Consider the following 20975-nt stretch of genomic DNA (forward strand, 5'->3'; position numbering starts at 1 on the left):
GAAGGTCGTTTAGTGAATCTAGGTTGTGCTACAGGTCACCCTAGTTTTGTAATGAGTAACTCTTTTACAAACCAGACGCTTGCACAAATAGAATTGTGGAATAATTCTGAAGCCTACGAAAACAAAGTATACATGTTGCCTAAACATCTTGATGAAAAAGTAGCTAAACTACACCTAGAAAAAATTGGTGTTGAGCTAACAGAATTACGGAAAGAACAAGCAGATTATATTGGTGTTACAGTTGAAGGTCCATTTAAACCAGAACACTATAGATACTAAACTAGTCATCTACTTTAATAAATAGAATAAACCCTTGCAGAATTGTAAGGGTTTTTTACTTTTAAGATTATGAAGCAGCCAACTAAACTTTCGCAATACCTCAATAGATTTGAAGCGGTCATACCACAATTTGAAACAAAAAATCTTAAGGCATCAAAATCTTCTGTAGGCTGGCAAATAGATCATAGTCTTAAAGTTATTAATGGTATAATACATCAATTAAAAGCGTCATCAAATAACATAAAACCTAAACGCACGCTTTTAGGGAATTTCTGTTTAATAACAAGATATATTCCAAGAGGAAAAGGCAAAGCTCCAAAAGTGGTTTTACCACCAGATACTATTAAACTTAATAACCTCAAAGAACAATTGGAAGTGGCTCGCATCGCCATTGTAGACTACTCAGAGATTAATACAAAAGCTACCTTTAAGCATCCTTATTTTGGAATTTTAAATAAGACCTCAACTTTTAAATTTTTAGAAGTTCACACCAAACACCATCTCAAAATAATTGAGGATATTTTAAAAGACTAAAGACAACTCATCTTACTCCATTTTTGCAGTCAATTCTATTGAGAAGTAACTATCTTTATAAAATGCAAACCCGTTCAAAATTACCTCATGTAGGCACTACAATTTTTACCGTAATGAGTGCCTTGGCTAATGAGCATAACGCTATTAATTTATCTCAAGGTTTTCCCAACTATCCTAGTTCACAGAAATTAAACGACCTTGTTAACAATGCCATGAATAATGGTTTTAATCAATACGCACCAATGGCAGGTCTTTTAAATCTCAGAGTAGCCATTTCTAACAAATATGACCTTCTCTATAAATCCACATATCATCCAGAAAAAGAAATTACCATAACAGCAGGTGCAACACAAGCCATTTATACCGCAATTTCGGCGTTTGTGCACCAAAATGATGAGGTTATTATCTTTAAACCAGCCTACGACTGTTATCAACCCGCAATAGAAATCAATGGAGGTAAGACCATTGCAATCCAGTTATCTGCACCTGAATATAAGGTTGTTTGGACTGAAGTAGCTTCAAAAATTAGCTCTAAGACTAAAATGATTATAATTAATTCGCCACATAACCCGAGTGGTACCATTTGGTCTAAATCCGATATGTTAGAATTACAGCGGCTTACTGCAAATACAAATATTATTATTTTAAGTGATGAAGTCTATGAGCACATTGTCTTTGACAATGAAAAACATCAGAGCGTTTGTCTATTTAATGATTTAAAACAACGTAGTTTTATAACTGCATCCTTTGGTAAAACTTTTCACAATACTGGCTGGAAAGTTGGTTATTGCTGTGCTCCTGAAACATTAATGCAGGAGTTTAGAAAAGTACATCAGTTTAATGTATTTTCAGTGAATCATCCTGTTCAAAAGGGTATTTCGGACTTTATGTTGGATGCAGATACGTATTTAGGCTTAAATCGGTTCTTTGAGAAAAAACGTGACCTTTTTTTAAATTTAATTAAAAAATCACGATTTAAATTCACCCCATCACAAGGTACCTATTTTCAGGTTTTGGATTACTCAGAAATAACCAGTGAAAATGATGTTGAATTTGCGAAACGACTAACCAAAGACTTTAAGATTGCTTCGATTCCTTTATCAGTTTTTAATGAGAATAACAAAGATGACAAAGCTCTGCGTTTCTGTTTTGCCAAAACTGATGAAACCTTGATTGATGCCGCGGATATTTTATGTAAAATTTAAGTTACTTTTTGTAATTTTCCATGTCTTACCATTGAATAAAAACTAAAATCAATGAGATATTACATTATACTATTCCTCTTTACTTTTTCATTTAGCTCTTTTGCCCAAACTATAGAAAAGAATGGAAAGACCTATGAAGTTAAGGATGAAAAAATCTTTTTTAATAGCGAAGACATTACAGAAAATTTGAATATTGAAGAAAAAGCAAAACCTAAACTTTAGACTATGAGCAATACCCTAAAAGTTGCTTTAATACAAACAGAATTGGCTTGGGAAGAACCAGTGCTTAATCGGCAAAATCTAAACACAAAGATCAATTCTATTACAAATGGAGTTGATCTTATTATTTTACCAGAAATGTTAACCTCTGGCTTTACAATGAACGCAGACGTTGTCGCAGAATCTATGGAAGGAGATACTATTTCATGGCTAAAGGATCTTTCTAATTCAAAAGATGCAGCAATCATTGGAAGCTTAGTTATCTCAGAAAACAATCAATTCTATAATCGCCTGGTATGTGTTGAGCCAAATGGTAAAATAACCACTTATGATAAACGCCATACATTTACCTTAGCCGGCGAGCATAAGGTTTATACTTCTGGGACCGATAAAGTAACCTTTGAATATCGTGGTTGGAAAATATGCCCATTAATTTGCTATGATTTGCGCTTTCCTGTATGGGCTAGAAATAGTGAGGATTATGAGCTTCTTATTTACGTTGCTAATTGGCCAAAAACCAGAGTAAGCGCCTGGGATGCACTTTTAAAAGCACGCGCCATCGAAAATATGAGCTATTGTGTTGGTGTAAATCGGGTAGGTCTAGATGGTAATAACTATGAATACACTGGTCATTCAGCAGCATATGATGTTCTCGGGCATCGCTTAGATGACATCCCTTCTAATGAAGAAGCAATATGTATTGTTGAACTTGAAAAGTCTCATATTGACTTTTACCGAGATAAATTAGGTTTCCTAAAGGATCGTGATTCCTTTATTATAACAAAGTAAAATCAATTACAAAGTCAAAACTAGCCCTTACTTCTTCCAACGGTGGGGCATAACTGACGCGCTCTGGTTGAATTCCAAGTAAGAAATTACCTGTATCATATTTTCCATTACCATTGGTATCATAGATAACTCTTAAGCTGTATTGTCTTGGTGAAATATCAGTAAAATCTACAACGGGAGATTCTGTTGTATAACGCTCATAAATAACCACACCATTTTGATTAACCAATTGAACAATCAATGGGAATTCAGCATTTCTGAGGTTTACTCTTATGTTGCCATATTCCGATTTCATTTTTGTTCTAAAAGAAAAATCTAAAGTGTCTTTATTAACTCCATCATAGAAATCGATTATAGCTTCTGGGAGAATTTGCATAAAATACTTCTGTCCTTCTTCCTTTTCAATTGGAAATGAATAACGGTTGTAAAGTGAATCGTATTCAACCTTAAAATCAATATCCACAGAATCTCTATTAATTACTTTAATCTTTGATTTATCAATCTTAACTAAAGGAATATTGCCTTCTAAAGTAAAGTCAGTTTCAAAATTTAAGGTACCAGAGGTCACTGCTTTTAATTCCAGGGTGTCTTTATCAAGTTTTCTAAAGCGATGATTAAATGTATCAACAAATCTCTCGTTAGTTACCAAAAACTTAGTGGTATCTACTTCAAAACTTGGTTTATACCAATAATACAGGGAATCCGTGGTTGGATCCTTCAAAATTCTGGTCTGATAACTTTCTGGCTTTTGACCTAGTACTTTAATACGAATACCTTCATAACTCCCTTCATAAGGAAACAAAATCTTAGTTGCTCCTTCTTGTTTTGGTTTAAATGCTTTATAGTTAACCTCTTCTTTAAACAAGGTTAACTTATAATCTGCTGCTGTCGGAACTGAAATATAGTCTTCAAGAAAGGCAATTTTATCATTCTTTTGATCGAACTTATAATTTCCATTCCTGTCTTTTAAAGCAATTAATTTATAGTTTCCTTCCTTAATGTTATCTATACTAAATGTTGTAACACTATCTAAGGTATTAGTGACATATCTCGGTTTCTCTTTATAGACAATAGAATCTGTATAAGAAGAATCTACTTCATAAAGCATTACCGAAATAAAAGACTCAGGTTTTTCTAATAAGGCATCTTCAACATAACCAATAACTTTTAAAGAATCGATAGAATCCCCTGTAGAAAACACATAGCGATAAAAAGGATACGGATTTCCCTCGTTATTATCTACAATACTTTCCCCAAAATTAAAAGCGTAAGTTGTATTATCTCTTAAGGTATCTTTTATTTTTATTGAAATGTATTTGCTCGCACCACTTGCTGGAACAATAATTGGATCTTGATCCATTGGTGGTGAAATGATTAGTTGTTTTCTTATATCCTTAATGGTTACATATTCATCAAAATAAATTCTGATTTCGTCAGCTTTAAAATTGGTGGAAAAATTCTCAGGAACCTCTTTAATAATAACTGGCGGATCCTCATCTTTTGCACCACCATCTGGAGTACCTCTATTAGCACAACCTGTTAGAGTAACTGCAATTAACGTAAGCACTAAAAAACGATAAAATAGTACGCGCATTATAGAGATTTAATTTAGCACAAAGAAACAATATTAAAAGCAAGAAACGAAAAAATCAATCGGCAATCGCCATTGTCGCTAGACTTAACTTAATATTATCAATTTTTAACAATTCTATAGCACAAGCTTCGATGGTAGCCCCTGTAGTAATGATATCATCCACGAGTAAAATATGTTTATCTTTTAATGATTCAACCTCAGAAATGGAAAAGATGGCTCCATCATTCTTCCATCGAGACATTCTACGTTCAAAAACTTTGGTTTTAGTAGACTTTACTTTAATTAGGATTTGATTGTTGTAATCTGCATGTAATGCCTTTGCAATTTCCATCCCAAACTTTTCAACTTGGTTATAGCCACGTTTGCGTAGCTTAGTTTTGTACAATGGTACAGGAATTACAACATCAATACCCTGATATTTCTCAATTTCACTCAACTCAGCACCAAGCCATGCACCTAAAAAACCACTTATTTGTTCATGACCTCTGTACTTAAGATTGTGTAACATTTGTTGAACGATACTTTTCTTGGAAAAATGAAGTAATGCGGTTGCACTTTCTAACTTCACCCGACCATATAGCACTTTCTTAACTACTTCATAATCATTAAAATGAAAATTAGTTACTGGTAACTCATGCCTGCACTTTAAACATAAAATTGACTGATTATCGTTTAAAATATCATTACAAGCTTCACACACTTTTGGAAAGAATATGTTCAACAAATTTTTTACCACTTAATCGAATAAAATAAATTGACCCTTCAATATACTGTAATTTCGTACCATCTAAGAAAATTAATAATGATAGTTAACCCTCAATTATTTAACTACAGATTAATTATAAGTTCTTTATTAGTCGTTTTAACCGTTTTAGGGATATATAGTTTTACAAATTATAAATCCATTAAATCCTACGAAGAATTCCTAAAACAAGAAAAATCTTTGATAGAAAAAGAATTATCAGAGATGTTAGTTAGTTATGACGAACTAAGCCAAGAATATGATCTTATGGGCTCTCGGCTCCAAGAAGCAAAATTTGAAACTAAGATTGCTTTAGATTCTTTAAGATTATTAAAAAGTGACTTATCAATTATTACTAAGTTTAAAGACCAACTTTTGGTATTAAAATCAAAAAGTAAGGTGCTTTTAGCTACTGTAGATTCTCTTAATTCTGCTAATGAACGATTAGAGAAAGAGAAACGCTATGCACTTAATACAATAGAAGCAAAGTCATTAACCATTTCTCAATTAAAAGAAACAAATTACGCTTTAAATAAAACAATTGATAAGGCCTCCATTTTAAAAGTAAGTCAAGTAAGTGCTGAAGCCTTTAGGATTAATAACCAAAAGAAAAAAGCAACAACACGAGCGCGACGTGCTAATGCCATTGATATTTGTATCGATTTAATAGAAAATCCGCTAACCGAACAAGGAGATAAAGAGTTTTATATTCAAATCGTTAGCCCAAATAATAACATTATATCAGACAAAGGTGAGGTGTTCTTTGGAAACAGCTCATTGATATATAGCAAAAAGCAAACGGTTAATTTCGATAATAAAAATTTAAATATTTGCACTACAGTGGCGACTTATAAAGAAGATAGACCTCTTAAGAAAGGTACTTATTTTATCAATGTTTTTCATGAAAACCGAAAATTAGGAAGTACAAGTATTCAATTGAAATAAGAAATCATATAATTTTATAGAAACCGCTCTTTTAATTTGAGCGGTTTTTTATTTTTGTGCCATGGCAAATGACGATAAATTCAAAAAGGTAATCTCTCATGCAAAAGAGTATGGTTACGTATTTCAAAGTAGCGAAATCTATGATGGATTAAGCGCTGTATATGATTATGCACAAAATGGTGCTGAGTTAAAGAAAAATATCCGTGACTACTGGTGGAAAGCCATGGTACAGATGCATGATAATATTGTGGGTATAGACGCTGCAATATTTATGCATCCAACCACCTGGAAAGCTTCAGGACACGTCGATGCATTTAATGACCCTTTAATTGATAATAAAGATTCTAAAAAACGCTACAGAGCAGATGTATTAGTAGAAGATTTTAGAGAGAAAATCCAGCAAAAAATAAATAAAGATATTGCTAAGGCACAAAAACGTTTTGGCGATGCTTTTGATGAAAATGAATTTAGGTCTACTAATGGTAATGTGTTACGTCGCCAAAAACAGATTGACGACATTACTGTAGAACTTACAAGAGTTCAAGAAGAAAATGACCTTGTTGGTTTTAAACAACTTATTGAGGATTTAGGCATTGTTTGCCCTGTTTCAGGAAGTAAAAATTGGACAGATGTTAAACAGTTTAACCTTATGTTCGGTACACAATTAGGCGCTTCAGCAGACAGTTCTACAACAGTTTACTTAAGACCTGAAACTGCACAAGGGATTTTTGTGAATTTCTTGAATGTACAAAAAACAGGGAGAATGAAAATTCCTTTTGGAATTGCACAAACTGGAAAAGCCTTTAGAAATGAAATCGTTGCAAGGCAATTTATCTTCAGAATGCGTGAATTTGAACAGATGGAAATGCAATTCTTTATTAAACCAGGAACTCAGAAAGAATGGTTCGATTACTGGAAAGACACACGACTCAAATGGCATAAATCGTTGGGTATGGGAGATGAAAATTACCGTTTTCATGACCATGACAAACTTGCACACTATGCTGATGCTGCTACAGATATTGAATTTAATTTTCCATTTGGATTTAAGGAATTAGAAGGTATCCACTCGCGTACAGATTTTGATTTAAGGCAGCATGAAGAGTATTCAGGTAAAAAGCTACAGTATTTTGATCATGAGGATAACGAGAGCTATACTCCATATGTTTTAGAAACTTCTATTGGTCTTGATAGAATGTTTTTAGCGGTATTTTCTAATAGCTTACAAGACGAGACTTTAGAAGATGGCAGTGAGCGTACTGTACTTAAATTACCTGCTGTTTTGGCACCAACTAAAGCTGCTATTTTACCTTTAGTTAGAAAGGACGAAGCATTAACTAAAATGGCCAAGGCAATCGTTGATGATTTAAAGTGGGAATTTAACGTTGCTTATGACGAAAAAGATGCTGTTGGAAGACGTTATCGTCGACAAGATGCTGCAGGTACGCCATTCTGTATTACTGTAGATGGCGAAAGTATCGAAAATAATACTGTAACTATTCGTCATAGAGATACTATGGAACAGAAACGTGTTAACGTTTCAGAACTTCGTGATTTAATTAAAAAGGAAGTTGACGTTAAAGAGTGGTTAATGCGAATGAAATAATTAATCATTCATTATGAAAAAACAAAAACCCAAGTTAAGCACTTGGGTTTTTTTAATGTAAATATATTTTTAATTAATGAATGACAAATATATATTATAAATTGAATTCCAGCTTAATTAAAAACGATAACCTATTGATATTCCTAATTTAAAGACAAAGTCATAATGCCTAAGATTAATTTTTTCATAGTTTAAAATTTAAATTGAATTCTTGTTAACTAGATGTGTATATTGCCCAAAGGTTACGTAAGAAATTACCTTATTTAAAAATAGGCCTTCAATTGTATCGTTCCTGTATGAATCACTTTTGAGGTTTCGGTTTTTCTACCAAAATAGTTGAGGTTTAAATCTAAAAATTTGGTCAGTTTTTTCTGTGCAAGCAAGCTCCAAGTAAAATTTTGCCCTGGCTGTAATCCTTCTAATAATTGAAATCCAACAGGTGTATTGGGATTGCCTTCATATTCGTTTTGAAAGAAATTAAACTCACCAGTTAGAGCAATTTTTTCTGCTTTATTGTAGGTGAATGAAAACCCATAATTATTTTGTTTTAGAGACTCTAAACTTCCTATTGTATTTTGTTTAGAGGTGTATTGATAAAAGACATCAAACTGTGCATTCTCACTAAACAAATAAGATAATTTGGGTTGAAACTTTTCTTCTTCAATATTAAAATTTCGATTAGCAAAGTTCTCACTAAGACTCTCATCCGTTTCAAAGCTTGCCAAGGCATTAGCCAACCAATTAGCTGCAAACTTATGGTTAAAATTCAATTGATGATTAGTTACCTTGTTTTCTTGAAATCCTATAGACAGGAGATTTCGACTAATATTTGTTAAGAAGGTATACGAAGTAGTATAACTTTGTTTTCCTCTATTATAAAACAACACATTTCTTACACTGTTATTTAATGCCAGCTGATTCTCTTCGTCTTCTTTAAAAGGATTTAGGTTAAAGTTGTTACCATCTCTACGTACTTTTCTATCAATTAAATAAGATGTCTGATTATAGAAATGTGAGAAAAACTTTTTTGTCTTATTCTCAGACTTACTCCATTGCACAGGATTAATAGTTAAGGTCTGACTCAGTCTATTTTGATGCGTTCTTATAAAAACTTGGTTAGGCAATAACACACGAATATAATTTCCTTGATCTGCAAACTGAGCGATTTCAAATTCATTAAGTTCTTGGATACCATTTTCGTTATAATCAATCCAAGTATATGCGCCTTGTCCTGCCTCAACCTCTACATATGTAAAATCTTGTTGTGGTAAGGTTCCTGAATTTGTTTCAAAACTCGTATTCCAAAGGATGAGATTATTGAATAATTTCTGATTAAAATTCAAACGGCTATTTAAACTTTGTTCGTCTTCTGAAGTATCATCTTCAGCCTTTAAGTCTCTATAGTTCACAAATAATTGCAGATTAGTAGTTTTATTCTGAATTAATCGCGACTTGAGATAATACGTATTTGATGCATTAACACGCTCTACTAAATTATTTCTAAGACTATCATTAAATCGTCTAATATAACCTACCTCAGCAAACACTTTTGTACTGTCACCTATACCAACAAAAGCCTCATAAGCAGAAAATTTTTGACTTAAAGGTGTCAATGAATCTGTTGCAATAACTTTTTGTTCATTGTCCTCCAAAGCCATTTTTGCTCCCGCCCATTTATTTCCTTTTCCATAAACAATACGATTAAACGATCTTAAAAACGTTGAACGATTTATGGTACTTTCATTATTTAAATAACTTGAATTAGAAAAGATATTAAAGTCACCTAAACGTAAATTAGCCATGAGATTATGACGACTTCCGTTAAAATTATTTGCGTAATCTAAATACTCAAAATTATAGTTCGCTGTTCCCTTTTTTGAATGCGATAATTGAAGTCCAGATGTTAGTAAAATTTGGTTACCAAAATTAAAATTACCTTGATCGTCTCTATCATCCTCTAAATTCCAATCTCTATTAAATTCCGCTCTATACAATCGCTGAATAGTTCTAAAATTCTTCTGAAGAAAGTCAATATCAACTAATGCAGACAAATTCCAAAGGCTGTCAGTTTTTATTAATTTCTGATTCACTCTTAATTTACCTGCAAAACCATCATTATCGTCATCATCAAGGCTAGAAAACAAATTGAGGTCGTTTTTACTACCTGCCAATTCAAAATAAACATCGGTTTTATCTGAAGGCTTATATTGTCCGTTAAGAACAGCGATTTGCAATCGTTCTGGTGCTATAAGCTGTGTAATAGGTTCATAATTTCCTTGAGGTACTCCTCCAATTGGTGCCACATATTCAAAAATATTAGATATTGCATTATCATTACTTAATACATAATTCCCTTGATTTGCACCAACTAATGTAAAACGTACACTAAACAATTCATCTTCTGGGTTCTGAGAAAACACAAAAACTTGTTCTCCATTTATGATATCCTGTCTGTAGAGTATTCTATTTTCTGAAAAAGATTCTTGAATTGCCGAAGGTGCCACCATTAAACTTCTGTCGTCTCCTGCATCTGCTAATATTTGAATTTGCTCGGTAGATAAGTTTTGTTGCAAGGGTTGATTCTTTGCATCACTTTCAGAATACACAGACACATTAAAACGCAATTTCTCAGATGTGTAAGAGCTTCCACCAAAAACTGTAAATCTTGAGTAGTTACGATCACTAAATTGATAGTCTACCGTAATTCGCATTTCGGATGTAATAGGATATGTGGAATTAAAAATAATTTCACCAGCATTATAATCAATGATATAATCTCTATTTTCACCACGTTCTAATGGTACTCCATTGACATAAACAGTCTCACTTCCAGAAACAATCAATACAAAAAGCTCATTATTTGGACCTCGCAATTTATATGGTCCTTGATTTCCTTCTTGCGCTGTAAACTGTGTTGTGGTAAACTGTCCTCGCACCAAGGCTCCTGATGCAAATACCGAAGTTTTATCACTGATGTTAGCATTAACTAAAAGACCTTGCACGCGTTTAGAAAAATTAGCGAAATAACTACTCGTATTAACCAAATCAATATCACCTGCTCTAATATTCCAGTTATCACTAAACAATTCAATAAACACTTGATCAAATTCATCCAGTCGCTGTGAATAACCACTTTCCTGTAAAGGAATATTTGCATCTTGTATAGATGCTCTTAACGACACCTTATCACTTAATCTCCCTGAAATTTGTAAATCAAGTTCACTATTTAAAACTGAATTTTGATTATTACCAATGGTAACACCACGTGAAATACTACCAGACGTAGTTAATCCATCAAATGGCGTAAAAGCATTACGTCTTGTATTTCGCTGTAACTTGTATAATGCTTCAGATCCCGAGGACGAACGGTCTACAATTACCTTCTCGTCCAATTGCTTATAAACTTTAGTTAAAAAGTTAGGATACCTTAAATACTCAACCTCTATCGTATCTGTTCGAATACCTTGATTAAATTTTAAAATTGAAGTTTCAAAATCGATAGTATAACGTGAAGCATCAATGATTTCACCTCCTTTATTTTTAACAATAAATCGCGAAGGGTTTATACTTACTGAGTCAATGATAATTGTGTCTTTAACGGCAAGTCGCTTCTTTTTATAATTACTTGTTTTCTCTTGAGCTTCGACCCAAAAAGAAGTAAGTAAAAATAAAAAAAAGAGTAGTCGTTTCATGTAGAACTATAACTGCTTATCACTGTAATTATTTCATGCCATAACTGAGGTTATTATATTTAGAATTTCCTTATTCAACTTAAAAACAAAGCGTCATAATCTTAGAGAAATTGGCTTTCGGTAATTTACTGTTAAAATAGGCTCAAAATAATAGTGTAAAAGTAGGGTATTATTTAATTTAGACGGACAAACCTCAAAAGGTTCCAACGAAATCCTAAATTAATTATATGAAAATAGCATCTTACAACGTCAATGGTATAAGAGCTGCCATTAATAAAGGCTTTATAGATTGGTTAAAAGCAACAAATCCAGATGTGATTTGTTTGCAAGAAATCAAAGCTATGAAGGAACAACTTGACTTAGATTTATTTTCAGAAGCAGGATACGAGTACAATTACTGGTTTAGTGCGCAAAAAAAGGGTTATAGCGGAGTTGCTATTTTATGCAGAAAAGAACCTAACCATATAGAATTTGGTACTGGAATAGAATCTATGGATTTTGAAGGTCGAAATCTAAGGGTTGACTATGATGCGGTTTCGGTGATGAGTATGTATTTACCTTCTGGCACTAACGATGCAAGACTTGCACATAAGTTTGAATACATGGATTTAATTCATGACTATTTAAATTCGTTGAGAAGTGAGAAGCCCAATCTTGTGGTTTGTGGAGACTATAATATTTGCCATGAACCTATTGATATTCATAATCCTAAAATGAAAGGTGTATCTGGTTTTTTGCCAGAAGAACGTGAATGGTTAGGTAATTTTATTGACAGTGGTTTTATAGATAGTTATCGTTATTTACATCCAGAAAAGCAGGAATTCTCTTGGTGGAGTTATCGCGCTAATGCCAGAGCCAATAACAAAGGTTGGAGATTAGACTACGCCATGGTTACAGAACCATTACAAGAAAAAATAAAACGTGGCGTTATACTCACTGAAGCAGTACATAGTGACCACTGCCCTATTTTATTAGAACTCGATTTATAAACTGATTCAACTCAAAACAATGATTAAAAAACTTTTATTAATAGCATTATCATGTGGCATGTTGAGCTCTTGTGTCTCTAAAAAGATTTATACGGATTTAGAGGACAAATATGCTAACCTTAAAAAGGAAAACAAAGCTTTATCTGATGAATTAGAGGCCTTGTCTGATCAGAAAAATCAAGCATTGAATAATTTATCGCAACTTACAAAAGAGTACGAATCAGCTATAGAAAATTTAAATCAAACAAAATCAGAGTTAGCTGCTACAAAGTCTAATCTGGATAATTTAAAAGCCTCTTACGAAGCTTTAGAAAAGAATAGCTCAGCTGAAATTACTAAGAATTCTAAAAAGAATAGAGAACTTCTAGCTCAATTAGAAGCAAAAGAACAAGCTTTAGTAGCAGAAAATGAGCGCCTTGAAAAACTCAAAAGGGAATTAGAAAGTCGCTCTCAACGTGTAGCAGAATTAGAAAATGTAATTGCTGCCAAAGATGCTAACATGCGTGCTTTAAAAGATGCCATTTCTAAAGCATTAACCAATTTTGAAGGCAAAGGATTAACCGTTGAGCAGCGGAATGGAAAAGTATACGTTTCTATGGAAAACAAATTGCTATTTCAATCTGGAAGCTGGTCTGTTGGAACAGAAGGCCGTAAAGCTGTGCAACAATTAGGTAATGTTTTAGCAGAGAATCCAGATATTGCAATTCTTATTGAAGGTCATACCGATGATGACCCTTATAAAGGAAACGCACATTTAAGCGGTAACTGGGATTTGTCTACAAAACGTGCCACGGCAATAGTTAATATTCTTAGAGAAAACGCATCGATTAATCCAGAGAACTTAACAGCCGCAGGACGTGGTGAATATGCACCAGTAGCCAGCAACGATACCGCAGCAGGAAAGGCTAAAAACAGACGTATTGAGGTTATTCTAACACCAAAACTCGATGAGATTTCAAAATTATTAAATGATATTTAAAGTCCTTTGCATATTATGCTTTACCCTGTCTTTTCTGTGTCCTGCACAAAACACTAAAGATGTTGGTTTTATTAAAAACCAACCTTACCTAAAATATGCAAAACATATTAATTGCGATAGTACTTCAGGAACGACACTTGAACAGCGAATTTGCTCAAATATAAAACTACAGCGTGTAGATTCGATGATGCTATCAAAGTTCAATCAGATTTTAAGTAAAATTGAGAATGATAGTCTAATAAGTGTATTTAAAACACATCAATCTCACTGGGAAGCTGAAAGAAAAAGTATTGGAATGCTTAAATCAGAAGGGTATGAACATAATGCCGAAGCCATAATGTATATGCATTATATGATACAAGCAACAGAAACAAGAATATTGACTTTAGACATATTATTAGAAGAGCTTTATTAAAGATAGACCTTAACAAAGATTTAGACCTTTCGTATTTTTAGAACATGAAAGGTCTTCTTATTTTTGCAAATTAGATGAACAAATAACACCTTCCAAAAAGGAATAACTATGAAATATACAACACTACCACATACTAACATTAAGGTGAGTAAAATATGCTTAGGCACAATGACTTGGGGCAATCAAAACACTCAAGACGAAGGATTTGCTCAGATGGATATGGCCTTAGACAAAGGTGTAAATTTCTTTGACGTTGCAGAATTATACCCAGTTCCTGCGACAGCAGAAACCTATGCTGATACCGAACGAATTATTGGTAACTGGTTCACCAAAACAGGCAATAGAGACAAAGTGGTTTTAGCTACAAAAATTGCAGGTCCTGGAGATTATACAGCACATATAAGAACAACTGGTTTTAGCAAGGAATCCCTTAACGAAGCCGTTGATAATAGTTTAAAACGATTACAGACCGATTACATAGATCTTTACCAACTGCATTGGCCAGAGCGCCAAACCAATACTTTTGGTGTTAGAGATTATACGCATAATCCTAATGATGGTTGGGAAGATAATTTCAATGAAATTCTTCATAACCTGGATGAAATCATTAAATCTGGTAAAATAAGACAGGTTGGTTTGTCTAATGAAAAGGCTTGGGGAACCATGCGGTACTTAGAGGAATCTAAACAACATAATTTACCGCGAATGATTACCATCCAAAATGCATATTCACTTTTATGTAGGCCTTTTGAAGGTGATCTTGCTGAAGTGGCACATCGCGAAAACATTGGATTATTAGCCTACTCACCTATGGCTTTTGGAGTCTTATCTGGAAAGTACATTAAGGGTACTGCGGCAGATAATGCACGATTAAAATTATTCCCAAGATTTGCTAGATATAGCAGTGACCAAGCCACAGAAGCTGCAAAGCGTTATTTAAAAATTGCAGAAGACCATGGTATGACATTAGCACAAATGTCTTTAGCTTTTGTTAATGAGCGACCGTTTCTAACGAGTAATATTATTGGCGCCACTAACCTTGCACAATTAGCTGAAAATATTGATAGTATTAATACATCCCTTTCTAAGGAAGTCATGGATGCTATAAATGCAGTGCATACAGAAATTCCAAATCCTGCACCATAGGTCATTAAAGCGAATAAAAAAAGCCCTTCCTAAATTGGAAGGGCTTTTTTTTAATAGATATTAATTGATTTTGTTACCATCTTTGTCAAAGAAATGGTATTCAAGATATGTGTAAGCATCTCTAGGTAAAACTTTTACCCATTTTTTGTGTTCTAAGAACCATTTGGTTCTTACCGATGGATAACCTTTTGTTAAAAAGGCCGCTATAAAAGGATGCGCATTTAAGGTTATCTTTTTATAGTCTTTCTTAAGAATCCGTTCTAAGTCTTGCTTAATACGTTGTACAACTTTAATTGGTGCTTCTATTTCGTCACCACCTACAAGATTAGGATTCTCTTCTTTAGTTTTAATTTTGCGCTCTGGCCTAACGCGTTGTCTGGTAATTTGCACTAAACCAAACTTACTCGGCGGCAAAATTTTGTGCTTTGCTTTGTCGTCTTTCATCTCATCTCTGAGAAAGTTGTAAAGCTTCTTTCTATTCTCTGCTCTACCCATATCAATAAAATCGATAACAATAATTCCACCCATATCACGTAAACGTAATTGGCGCGCAATTTCGGCAGCAGAGATTAGATTAACTTCTAAAGCTGTGTCTTCTTGGCTCTTTTCTTTGTTAGAACGGTTACCACTATTAACATCTATTACATGCATAGCTTCTGTGTGTTCTATAACTAGATAAGCTCCTTTAGCCATAGAAACGGTTTTTCCAAATGAGGTTTTAATTTGGCGTTCGATACCAAACTTTTCAAAAATTGGAACTCCGTTTTTATAATACTTTACTATAGACTCCTTTTTTGGTGCAATTTGTTGCACATAATCTTTTACTTGGATGTATAATTCTTCATCATCTACTACTATTCCTGAAAATGAATCATTAAAAATATCTCTCAAAATAGAGGATGCTTTGTTCATTTCTCCGAGAACTTTTGTAGGATGGTGTGCTTTATACAACTTTTTACACATTGCGGTCCATCGTCCCAGCAAATTCTGTAAATCACTATCGAGCTCGGCAACTTTCTTGCCCTCAGCTACAGTACGAATAATAACTCCAAATCCTTTAGGTGTGATACTCTTTACCAATCGTTTTAAACGATCTTTTTCTTCTTGTGATTCAATTTTCTGAGAAATTGAAATACGATTAGAAAATGGTACTAATACAATGTATCTACCAGCAATAGACAATTCTGAACTAATGCGTGGTCCTTTAGTAGATATTGGCTCTTTTACTACTTGTACTAATATGGATTGGTTAGATTTTAAGGCATTTACAATTTTGCCGTGTTTATCTAAATCCTTTTCCATCGGAAAGTCTTTGAGCGTATAATCTCTTAATCTTCCTGTGCTTACACGTTTAATGAATTTTAAAAGGGAAGGGAGTTTTGGTCCAAGATCATGATAGTGTAAAAAACCATCTTTCTCATAACCAACGTTTACAAACGCGGCATTAAGACCTGGCATAACTTTACGAATCTTGGCAATAAATATATCACCTACTGCAAAGTTATTATCCTCTTCATCTTTATGTAATTCAATAAGTTTTCCATCTTTTAATAAGGCAAAATCAACAATATCTGAACTCGATCTTACGATTAATTCCTTGTTCATAATGTTAATTTATATCCCGATAAATATCGAGATGGATTTTACTAAATTATTTGACACAGGATTTCCCAAATACATTGGGAATTTCCAACAAACTCAAGTATACTCTATTAAATACACTTAAATTCTATATCAAAGAACGTTCTTTAAAACTGAAAAAAGTAGTCATAAAACTACTTTTTCCCAGCTTATTTCTTTTTGTGACGATTAGCGCGTCTACGTTTCTTACGCTTATGCGTCGCTACCTTGTGTCTTTTTCTCTTTTTACCACTTGGCATAATTAATAATGCTTTTAATTAATATTTTTTTAATGTATTAGTTTACTTCAACATTAGATTTCACACCTTCTAAAAATACTTTAGCTGGCTTGAAAGCTGGTATGTTGTGAGCTGGAATTTTAATCGTAGTATTCTTTGAAATATTACGACCTGTTTTTTCAGCTCTAGTTTTTATGATAAAACTTCCGAAACCTCTTAAATAAACATTATCCCCACTTTCTAGAGATGATTTTACTTCTTCCATAAAGGTTTCAACCGTAGCTTGCACATCACCTTTCTCAATTCCTAATTTATCAGAGATTTTAGCTACTAAATCGGCTTTTGTCATTGTTATTAGTTTTAGGGTTACTATAAATTCTAAGGGATGCAAATATAGGTAATAATATTTCAATATTTCAAACGTAATTAATTAAAATTTAACGTTATAAAGATTTACTTTTGCCCTAAGCCTTTAACAAAAGAATGGAATTTAATAAAACGCTAATTAACTGGTATTCAAAACATAAGCGAGATCTACCTTGGCGAAGAACAAAAAACCCATATTACATATGGCTTTCCGAAATTATTTTACAACAGACTCAGGTTAAACAAGGCTTACCTTATTATGAAGCTTTTGTTAAACAATTTCCTACGGTTTTTGATCTCGCAAACGCCTCCGAAGATGCTGTTTTAAAGCTTTGGCAAGGCCTTGGCTATTACTCCAGAGCAAGAAACCTCCATACTACTGCCAAACATATTGCATTTGAGCGTGATGGAGAGTTCCCTAACGCTTATAAAGATTTACTTCAATTAAAAGGTGTAGGTGATTATACGGCAAGTGCCATAGCCTCAATTGCGTTTAATGAACCTGCAGCTGTGGTCGATGGTAACGTTTATCGTGTACTCTCAAGATATTATGGTATTGAGACTCCAATAAATTCTACACAAGGCATTAAAGAATTTAAAGCACTTGCTACAACCTTAATCGATCAAAAAGTACCTGCAACATTTAATCAGGCTATTATGGAGTTTGGTGCTACACAATGCAAACCCAAAAACCCGTATTGTCTGGTCTGCCCCTTTAGTGAAAGTTGTATTGCTTTACAAAAAAATCAAATTCATCGCTTACCGGTGAAGCTCAAGAAAACCAAGGTAAAAACTAAGTTCTTTAATTTTCTAGTTTATATCGATAATAATATGAACACCATTTTAGAACAACGCACAGAGAAAGGGATTTGGCAGAATTTATATCAGTTTCCACTCATAGAATCTCAGCGTAGTTTGAATGTTGATGAATTCCATCTCTTACAAACCGAGGACAGCAAGTTGTTATTCAAGCCATTCGAATACAGCCTATATAATGAGAAGGATATCATTCATAAACTATCTCATCAACACTTACATACTAAATTCTGGATTATAGAACTGGAAGATATTCCTGCACAAGCAATGCCAGTCTCTCAACTCGAAAAGTTTCCAGTACCCGTTTTAATAGGTGATTTTATAAAAGCCTTCCCTTTTAATAGCCTCTAAAAATCACTTTTTTTTCTTAATTTTAAACGTAAGATATCTAATTGAGTAAATTTGTAGGCTAAAACTAATTGTTATGTCAGGAACACTAAATAAAGTAATGCTAATTGGGCATTTAGGAGATGAAGTAAAAATGCATTATTTCGATGATAAAAATTGTGTTGGACGTTTTCCATTAGCAACAAATGAAACCTATACTAACAAAACAACAAACGAGCGTATTTCTAACACAGAATGGCATAATATTGTCGTTAGAAATAAAGCTGCAGAAATTTGCGAAAAATATCTAAGCAAAGGTGATAAGGTCTATATAGAGGGTCGCATTAAAACTAGAAAGTGGACTGATGATAAAGGTATGGAACGCTACTCAACAGAAATACAATGTACTGACTTTACATTCTTAACAAATAAGAATGAACAAGCCAATCCACAATCGCATCAATCACAATCCTATAAACCAGCTACACCACAACAAACTCAGTCAAACAGTGTTGTAACAGATGGAGATGATGATTTACCATTTTAATCTTAATTAAATTTATCTTGGACCCAGAACCCACGGTTTTAATTTCAAATTTATTAGTTACTAATACATCCTTTATAACTGGCGCTGTGTTACTCTTAATCCTACTCGCTTGTTCCGCTTTAATATCTGGTGCTGAAGTCGCTGTTTTCTCATTAACCAAATCTGATATTGACAGGGGAATTAATGAGAAATCCGCAGCCATGGAAACCATCTCTAATTTATTAGAACGCCCTAAAAAGTTACTTGCTACAATTTTGGTAGCTAATAACTTTATCAATATCGCGATAGTATTACTATTTGCTTTTTTGGGTGAAACACTATTTAAGGATGTCACTAATGCATTAGTGAGGTTCTTGCTTGAAGTGGTTACAGCAACATTTCTAATTTTGCTTTTTGGAGAAATTATTCCAAAAATATATGCCAGTAGAAATAGCGTTAAGTTTTCAAGCTTTATGGCTAAACCTTTAAAAGTATTAGATGTAATTTTCTCGCCAATAAGTTTACCCATGCGCTTTGTGACTTTGAAGATTCAAGATCGCTTTGGAAAACAACATTCTAATCTTAGTGTAGATCAGTTATCACAAGCTTTAGAACTTACAGATAATAATGATACTACAAAAGAAGAACAAAAACTATTACAAGGTATCGTATCCTTTGGGAACACAGATACTAAACAAGTTATGCGACCTAGAATGGATTTATTCGCTTTGGAGATAAATACTCCTTACGAAACCATTATCAAAGAAATTGTAGAAAATGGATACTCAAGAATACCAGTATATGAAGAAAGTATCGATAATATCAAAGGGGTATTATATGTTAAAGACTTATTACCACATTTAAATGAGAAAAATTTCAACTGGACTACCTTACTAAGAGCACCGTTTTTTGTTCCAGAAAATAAAAAACTAGATGATTTAATGGTCGAGTTTCAAAATAAAAAAGTTCACCTTGCACTCGTAGTTGATGAGTATGGTGGAACATCTGGTTTAGTTTCTCTAGAAGATGTTATTGAAGAAATTGTTGGTGATATCAGTGATGAATATGATGATGATGATCTTATATATACCAAGTTAGATGATAATAATTATAGTTTTGAAGGAAAAACTCCCCTTAAAGATGTCTATAAAATTATTGATGTAGATGAGGATGTTGAAGATTTCGAAAACAGAAAAGGTGAAGCTGAAACCTTAGCTGGCTTTGTGCTTGAGATATCTGGTGGATTCCCAAGGATAGGAAGTAAAATAAATTTTAAAAATTACGTTTTTACCATAGAAGCTTTGGAACGTAAACGTATAAAACAAATTAAGTTAACATTACTCAAATCTAATCTATGAAGCGTCTAATATTCCCTGTTCTAAGCCTTTTGTTAATAGGTTGTGGTAACGATCCTATACCTAAACCCAAAGCATACCTGAGATTGGAATACCCTACTGCCAATTATAAAAAAACAATAAGTCCGCTTCCATTTTCATTCGATAAAAATGAACTTGCTGAACCAATTTCTAAGGTCAAAACATTAGGAACAACAAAAGGAATTGAAGTAAAGTATAGCCAGTTAAAAGCTACTATTTATTTAAACTATAAGCCTGTAGAAAATGGGAATCTTGATAGTTTATTAAGAGATGCCCAAAATCGCACACAAAAGCATACTATGAAGGCAGATGAAATTTCCCAGAACCTATTCGAAGATTCTGAAAATAGCGTTTATGGGATGCTTTATGAAGTTGGAGGGGACGCTGCTTCTCAATCTCAGTTTTATGTAACTGATAGTACAAATCACTTCTTAAGTGGATCACTTTATTTTTATGCTAAGCCAAACTATGATTCTATTTATCCAGCTTCGGAATATTTAAAAAAGGATATTAAGCACATTATGGAATCCGTAAGATGGAACCAATAAAAAAACCGCTGAGAGATTCAGCG

Annotated in this window: 20 protein-coding genes; 15 read left to right on the top strand and 5 right to left on the bottom strand. The window is 33.3% G+C overall.

The window, feature by feature from the left end:
• The 5 genes from HRU49_RS01165 to HRU49_RS01185 all read left to right on the top strand — a co-directional run.
• A partial coding sequence (locus tag HRU49_RS01165; protein WP_296353299.1) for an adenosylhomocysteinase occupies positions 1–279 on the top strand: 279 nt, incomplete at its 5' end.
• A 69-nt stretch (positions 280–348) separates the two neighbouring features.
• Positions 349–813, top strand: coding sequence for a DUF1569 domain-containing protein (locus HRU49_RS01170; RefSeq protein WP_296353300.1), 465 nt, complete (start codon positions 349–351; stop codon positions 811–813).
• A 62-nt stretch (positions 814–875) separates the two neighbouring features.
• Entirely contained in the window at positions 876–2018 is a 1143-nt protein-coding gene (locus HRU49_RS01175; RefSeq protein WP_296353302.1) for a methionine aminotransferase, read from the top strand.
• A 51-nt stretch (positions 2019–2069) separates the two neighbouring features.
• Positions 2070–2240, top strand: coding sequence for a hypothetical protein (locus tag HRU49_RS01180; RefSeq protein WP_296353304.1), 171 nt, complete (start codon positions 2070–2072; stop codon positions 2238–2240).
• Between the two features lie 3 nt (positions 2241–2243).
• Entirely contained in the window at positions 2244–3026 is a 783-nt protein-coding gene (locus HRU49_RS01185) for an amidohydrolase (protein WP_296353307.1), read from the top strand.
• On the opposite strand, the gene HRU49_RS01190 is transcribed toward HRU49_RS01185, so the two are convergent.
• Together HRU49_RS01190 and HRU49_RS01195 are read right to left on the bottom strand one after the other, a co-directional pair.
• Positions 3013–4620 (bottom strand): Ig-like domain-containing protein, encoded by a 1608-nt coding sequence (locus tag HRU49_RS01190; RefSeq protein ID WP_296353309.1) that lies wholly within the window; start codon positions 4618–4620, stop codon positions 3013–3015. The genes HRU49_RS01185 and HRU49_RS01190 overlap by 14 nt on opposite strands.
• A 55-nt stretch (positions 4621–4675) precedes the next feature.
• On the bottom strand, positions 4676–5341 hold the full coding sequence (locus HRU49_RS01195) for a phosphoribosyltransferase family protein (RefSeq protein ID WP_363146091.1): 666 nt from the start codon (positions 5339–5341) through the stop codon (positions 4676–4678).
• An 81-nt stretch (positions 5342–5422) separates the two neighbouring features.
• On the opposite strand from HRU49_RS01195, the gene HRU49_RS01200 reads away from it, so the two are divergent.
• Positions 5423–6307, top strand: a complete 885-nt coding sequence (locus HRU49_RS01200) for a hypothetical protein (RefSeq protein WP_296353311.1) — start codon at positions 5423–5425, stop codon at positions 6305–6307.
• A 61-nt stretch (positions 6308–6368) separates the two neighbouring features.
• Positions 6369–7913 carry a glycine--tRNA ligase gene (locus HRU49_RS01205; RefSeq protein WP_296353314.1) on the top strand — a complete coding sequence of 515 codons (1545 nt, stop codon included), beginning with the start codon at positions 6369–6371 and terminating at the stop codon, positions 7911–7913.
• 263 nt (positions 7914–8176) lie between these two features.
• On the opposite strand, the gene HRU49_RS01210 is transcribed toward HRU49_RS01205, so the two are convergent.
• Complete coding sequence (locus tag HRU49_RS01210) at positions 8177–11605, bottom strand: hypothetical protein (RefSeq protein ID WP_296353316.1); 3429 nt, start codon at positions 11603–11605, stop codon at positions 8177–8179.
• Between the two features lie 227 nt (positions 11606–11832).
• On the opposite strand from HRU49_RS01210, the gene HRU49_RS01215 reads away from it, so the two are divergent.
• The 4 genes from HRU49_RS01215 (at position 11833) to HRU49_RS01230 (ending at position 15134) form a co-directional block, all read left to right on the top strand.
• Positions 11833–12594: an exodeoxyribonuclease III gene (locus tag HRU49_RS01215; RefSeq protein ID WP_296353317.1), complete on the top strand. Its 762-nt coding sequence runs from the start codon at positions 11833–11835 to the stop codon at positions 12592–12594.
• 19 nt (positions 12595–12613) lie between these two features.
• The gene (locus HRU49_RS01220; protein WP_296353319.1) at positions 12614–13573 is read left to right on the top strand and encodes an OmpA family protein; all 960 of its coding nucleotides are present in this window, start codon (positions 12614–12616) and stop codon (positions 13571–13573) included.
• The gene (locus tag HRU49_RS01225) at positions 13563–13988 is read left to right on the top strand and encodes a lysozyme inhibitor LprI family protein (protein ID WP_296353321.1); all 426 of its coding nucleotides are present in this window, start codon (positions 13563–13565) and stop codon (positions 13986–13988) included. The genes HRU49_RS01220 and HRU49_RS01225 overlap by 11 nt, the downstream gene beginning before the upstream one ends.
• 108 nt (positions 13989–14096) lie before the next feature.
• Positions 14097–15134 carry an aldo/keto reductase gene (locus tag HRU49_RS01230; protein ID WP_296353323.1) on the top strand — a complete coding sequence of 346 codons (1038 nt, stop codon included), beginning with the start codon at positions 14097–14099 and terminating at the stop codon, positions 15132–15134.
• A gap of 60 nt (positions 15135–15194) precedes the next feature.
• Here HRU49_RS01230 and HRU49_RS01235 read toward each other — a convergent pair whose 3' ends face one another.
• Together HRU49_RS01235 and HRU49_RS01240 are read right to left on the bottom strand one after the other, a co-directional pair.
• Positions 15195–16739, bottom strand: coding sequence for a ribonuclease E/G (locus HRU49_RS01235; RefSeq protein ID WP_296353325.1), 1545 nt, complete (start codon positions 16737–16739; stop codon positions 15195–15197).
• 312 nt (positions 16740–17051) lie between these two features.
• Positions 17052–17342: an HU family DNA-binding protein gene (locus HRU49_RS01240; RefSeq protein ID WP_185788003.1), complete on the bottom strand. Its 291-nt coding sequence runs from the start codon at positions 17340–17342 to the stop codon at positions 17052–17054.
• A gap of 134 nt (positions 17343–17476) precedes the next feature.
• Between HRU49_RS01240 and mutY the strand changes: the two genes are divergently transcribed.
• From mutY to gldD, 4 genes are all read left to right on the top strand, one after another.
• The gene (gene mutY, locus HRU49_RS01245) at positions 17477–18526 is read left to right on the top strand and encodes an A/G-specific adenine glycosylase (RefSeq protein WP_296353331.1); all 1050 of its coding nucleotides are present in this window, start codon (positions 17477–17479) and stop codon (positions 18524–18526) included.
• A gap of 73 nt (positions 18527–18599) precedes the next feature.
• Positions 18600–19049, top strand: a complete 450-nt coding sequence (gene ssb, locus HRU49_RS01250; RefSeq protein WP_296353333.1) for a single-stranded DNA-binding protein — start codon at positions 18600–18602, stop codon at positions 19047–19049.
• A 17-nt stretch (positions 19050–19066) separates the two neighbouring features.
• A complete protein-coding gene (locus HRU49_RS01255) occupies positions 19067–20386 on the top strand; it encodes a gliding motility-associated protein GldE (RefSeq protein WP_296353335.1) in 1320 nt (439 codons plus the stop codon).
• Positions 20383–20952 (top strand): gliding motility lipoprotein GldD, encoded by a 570-nt coding sequence (gldD, locus tag HRU49_RS01260; RefSeq protein WP_296353337.1) that lies wholly within the window; start codon positions 20383–20385, stop codon positions 20950–20952. Before HRU49_RS01255 ends, gldD begins: the two co-directional genes overlap by 4 nt.
• Positions 20953–20975: the final 23 nt, after the last annotated feature.

The sequence above is a fragment of the Winogradskyella sp. genome (assembly GCF_013213975.1).
Classification (GTDB): domain Bacteria; phylum Bacteroidota; class Bacteroidia; order Flavobacteriales; family Flavobacteriaceae; genus Winogradskyella.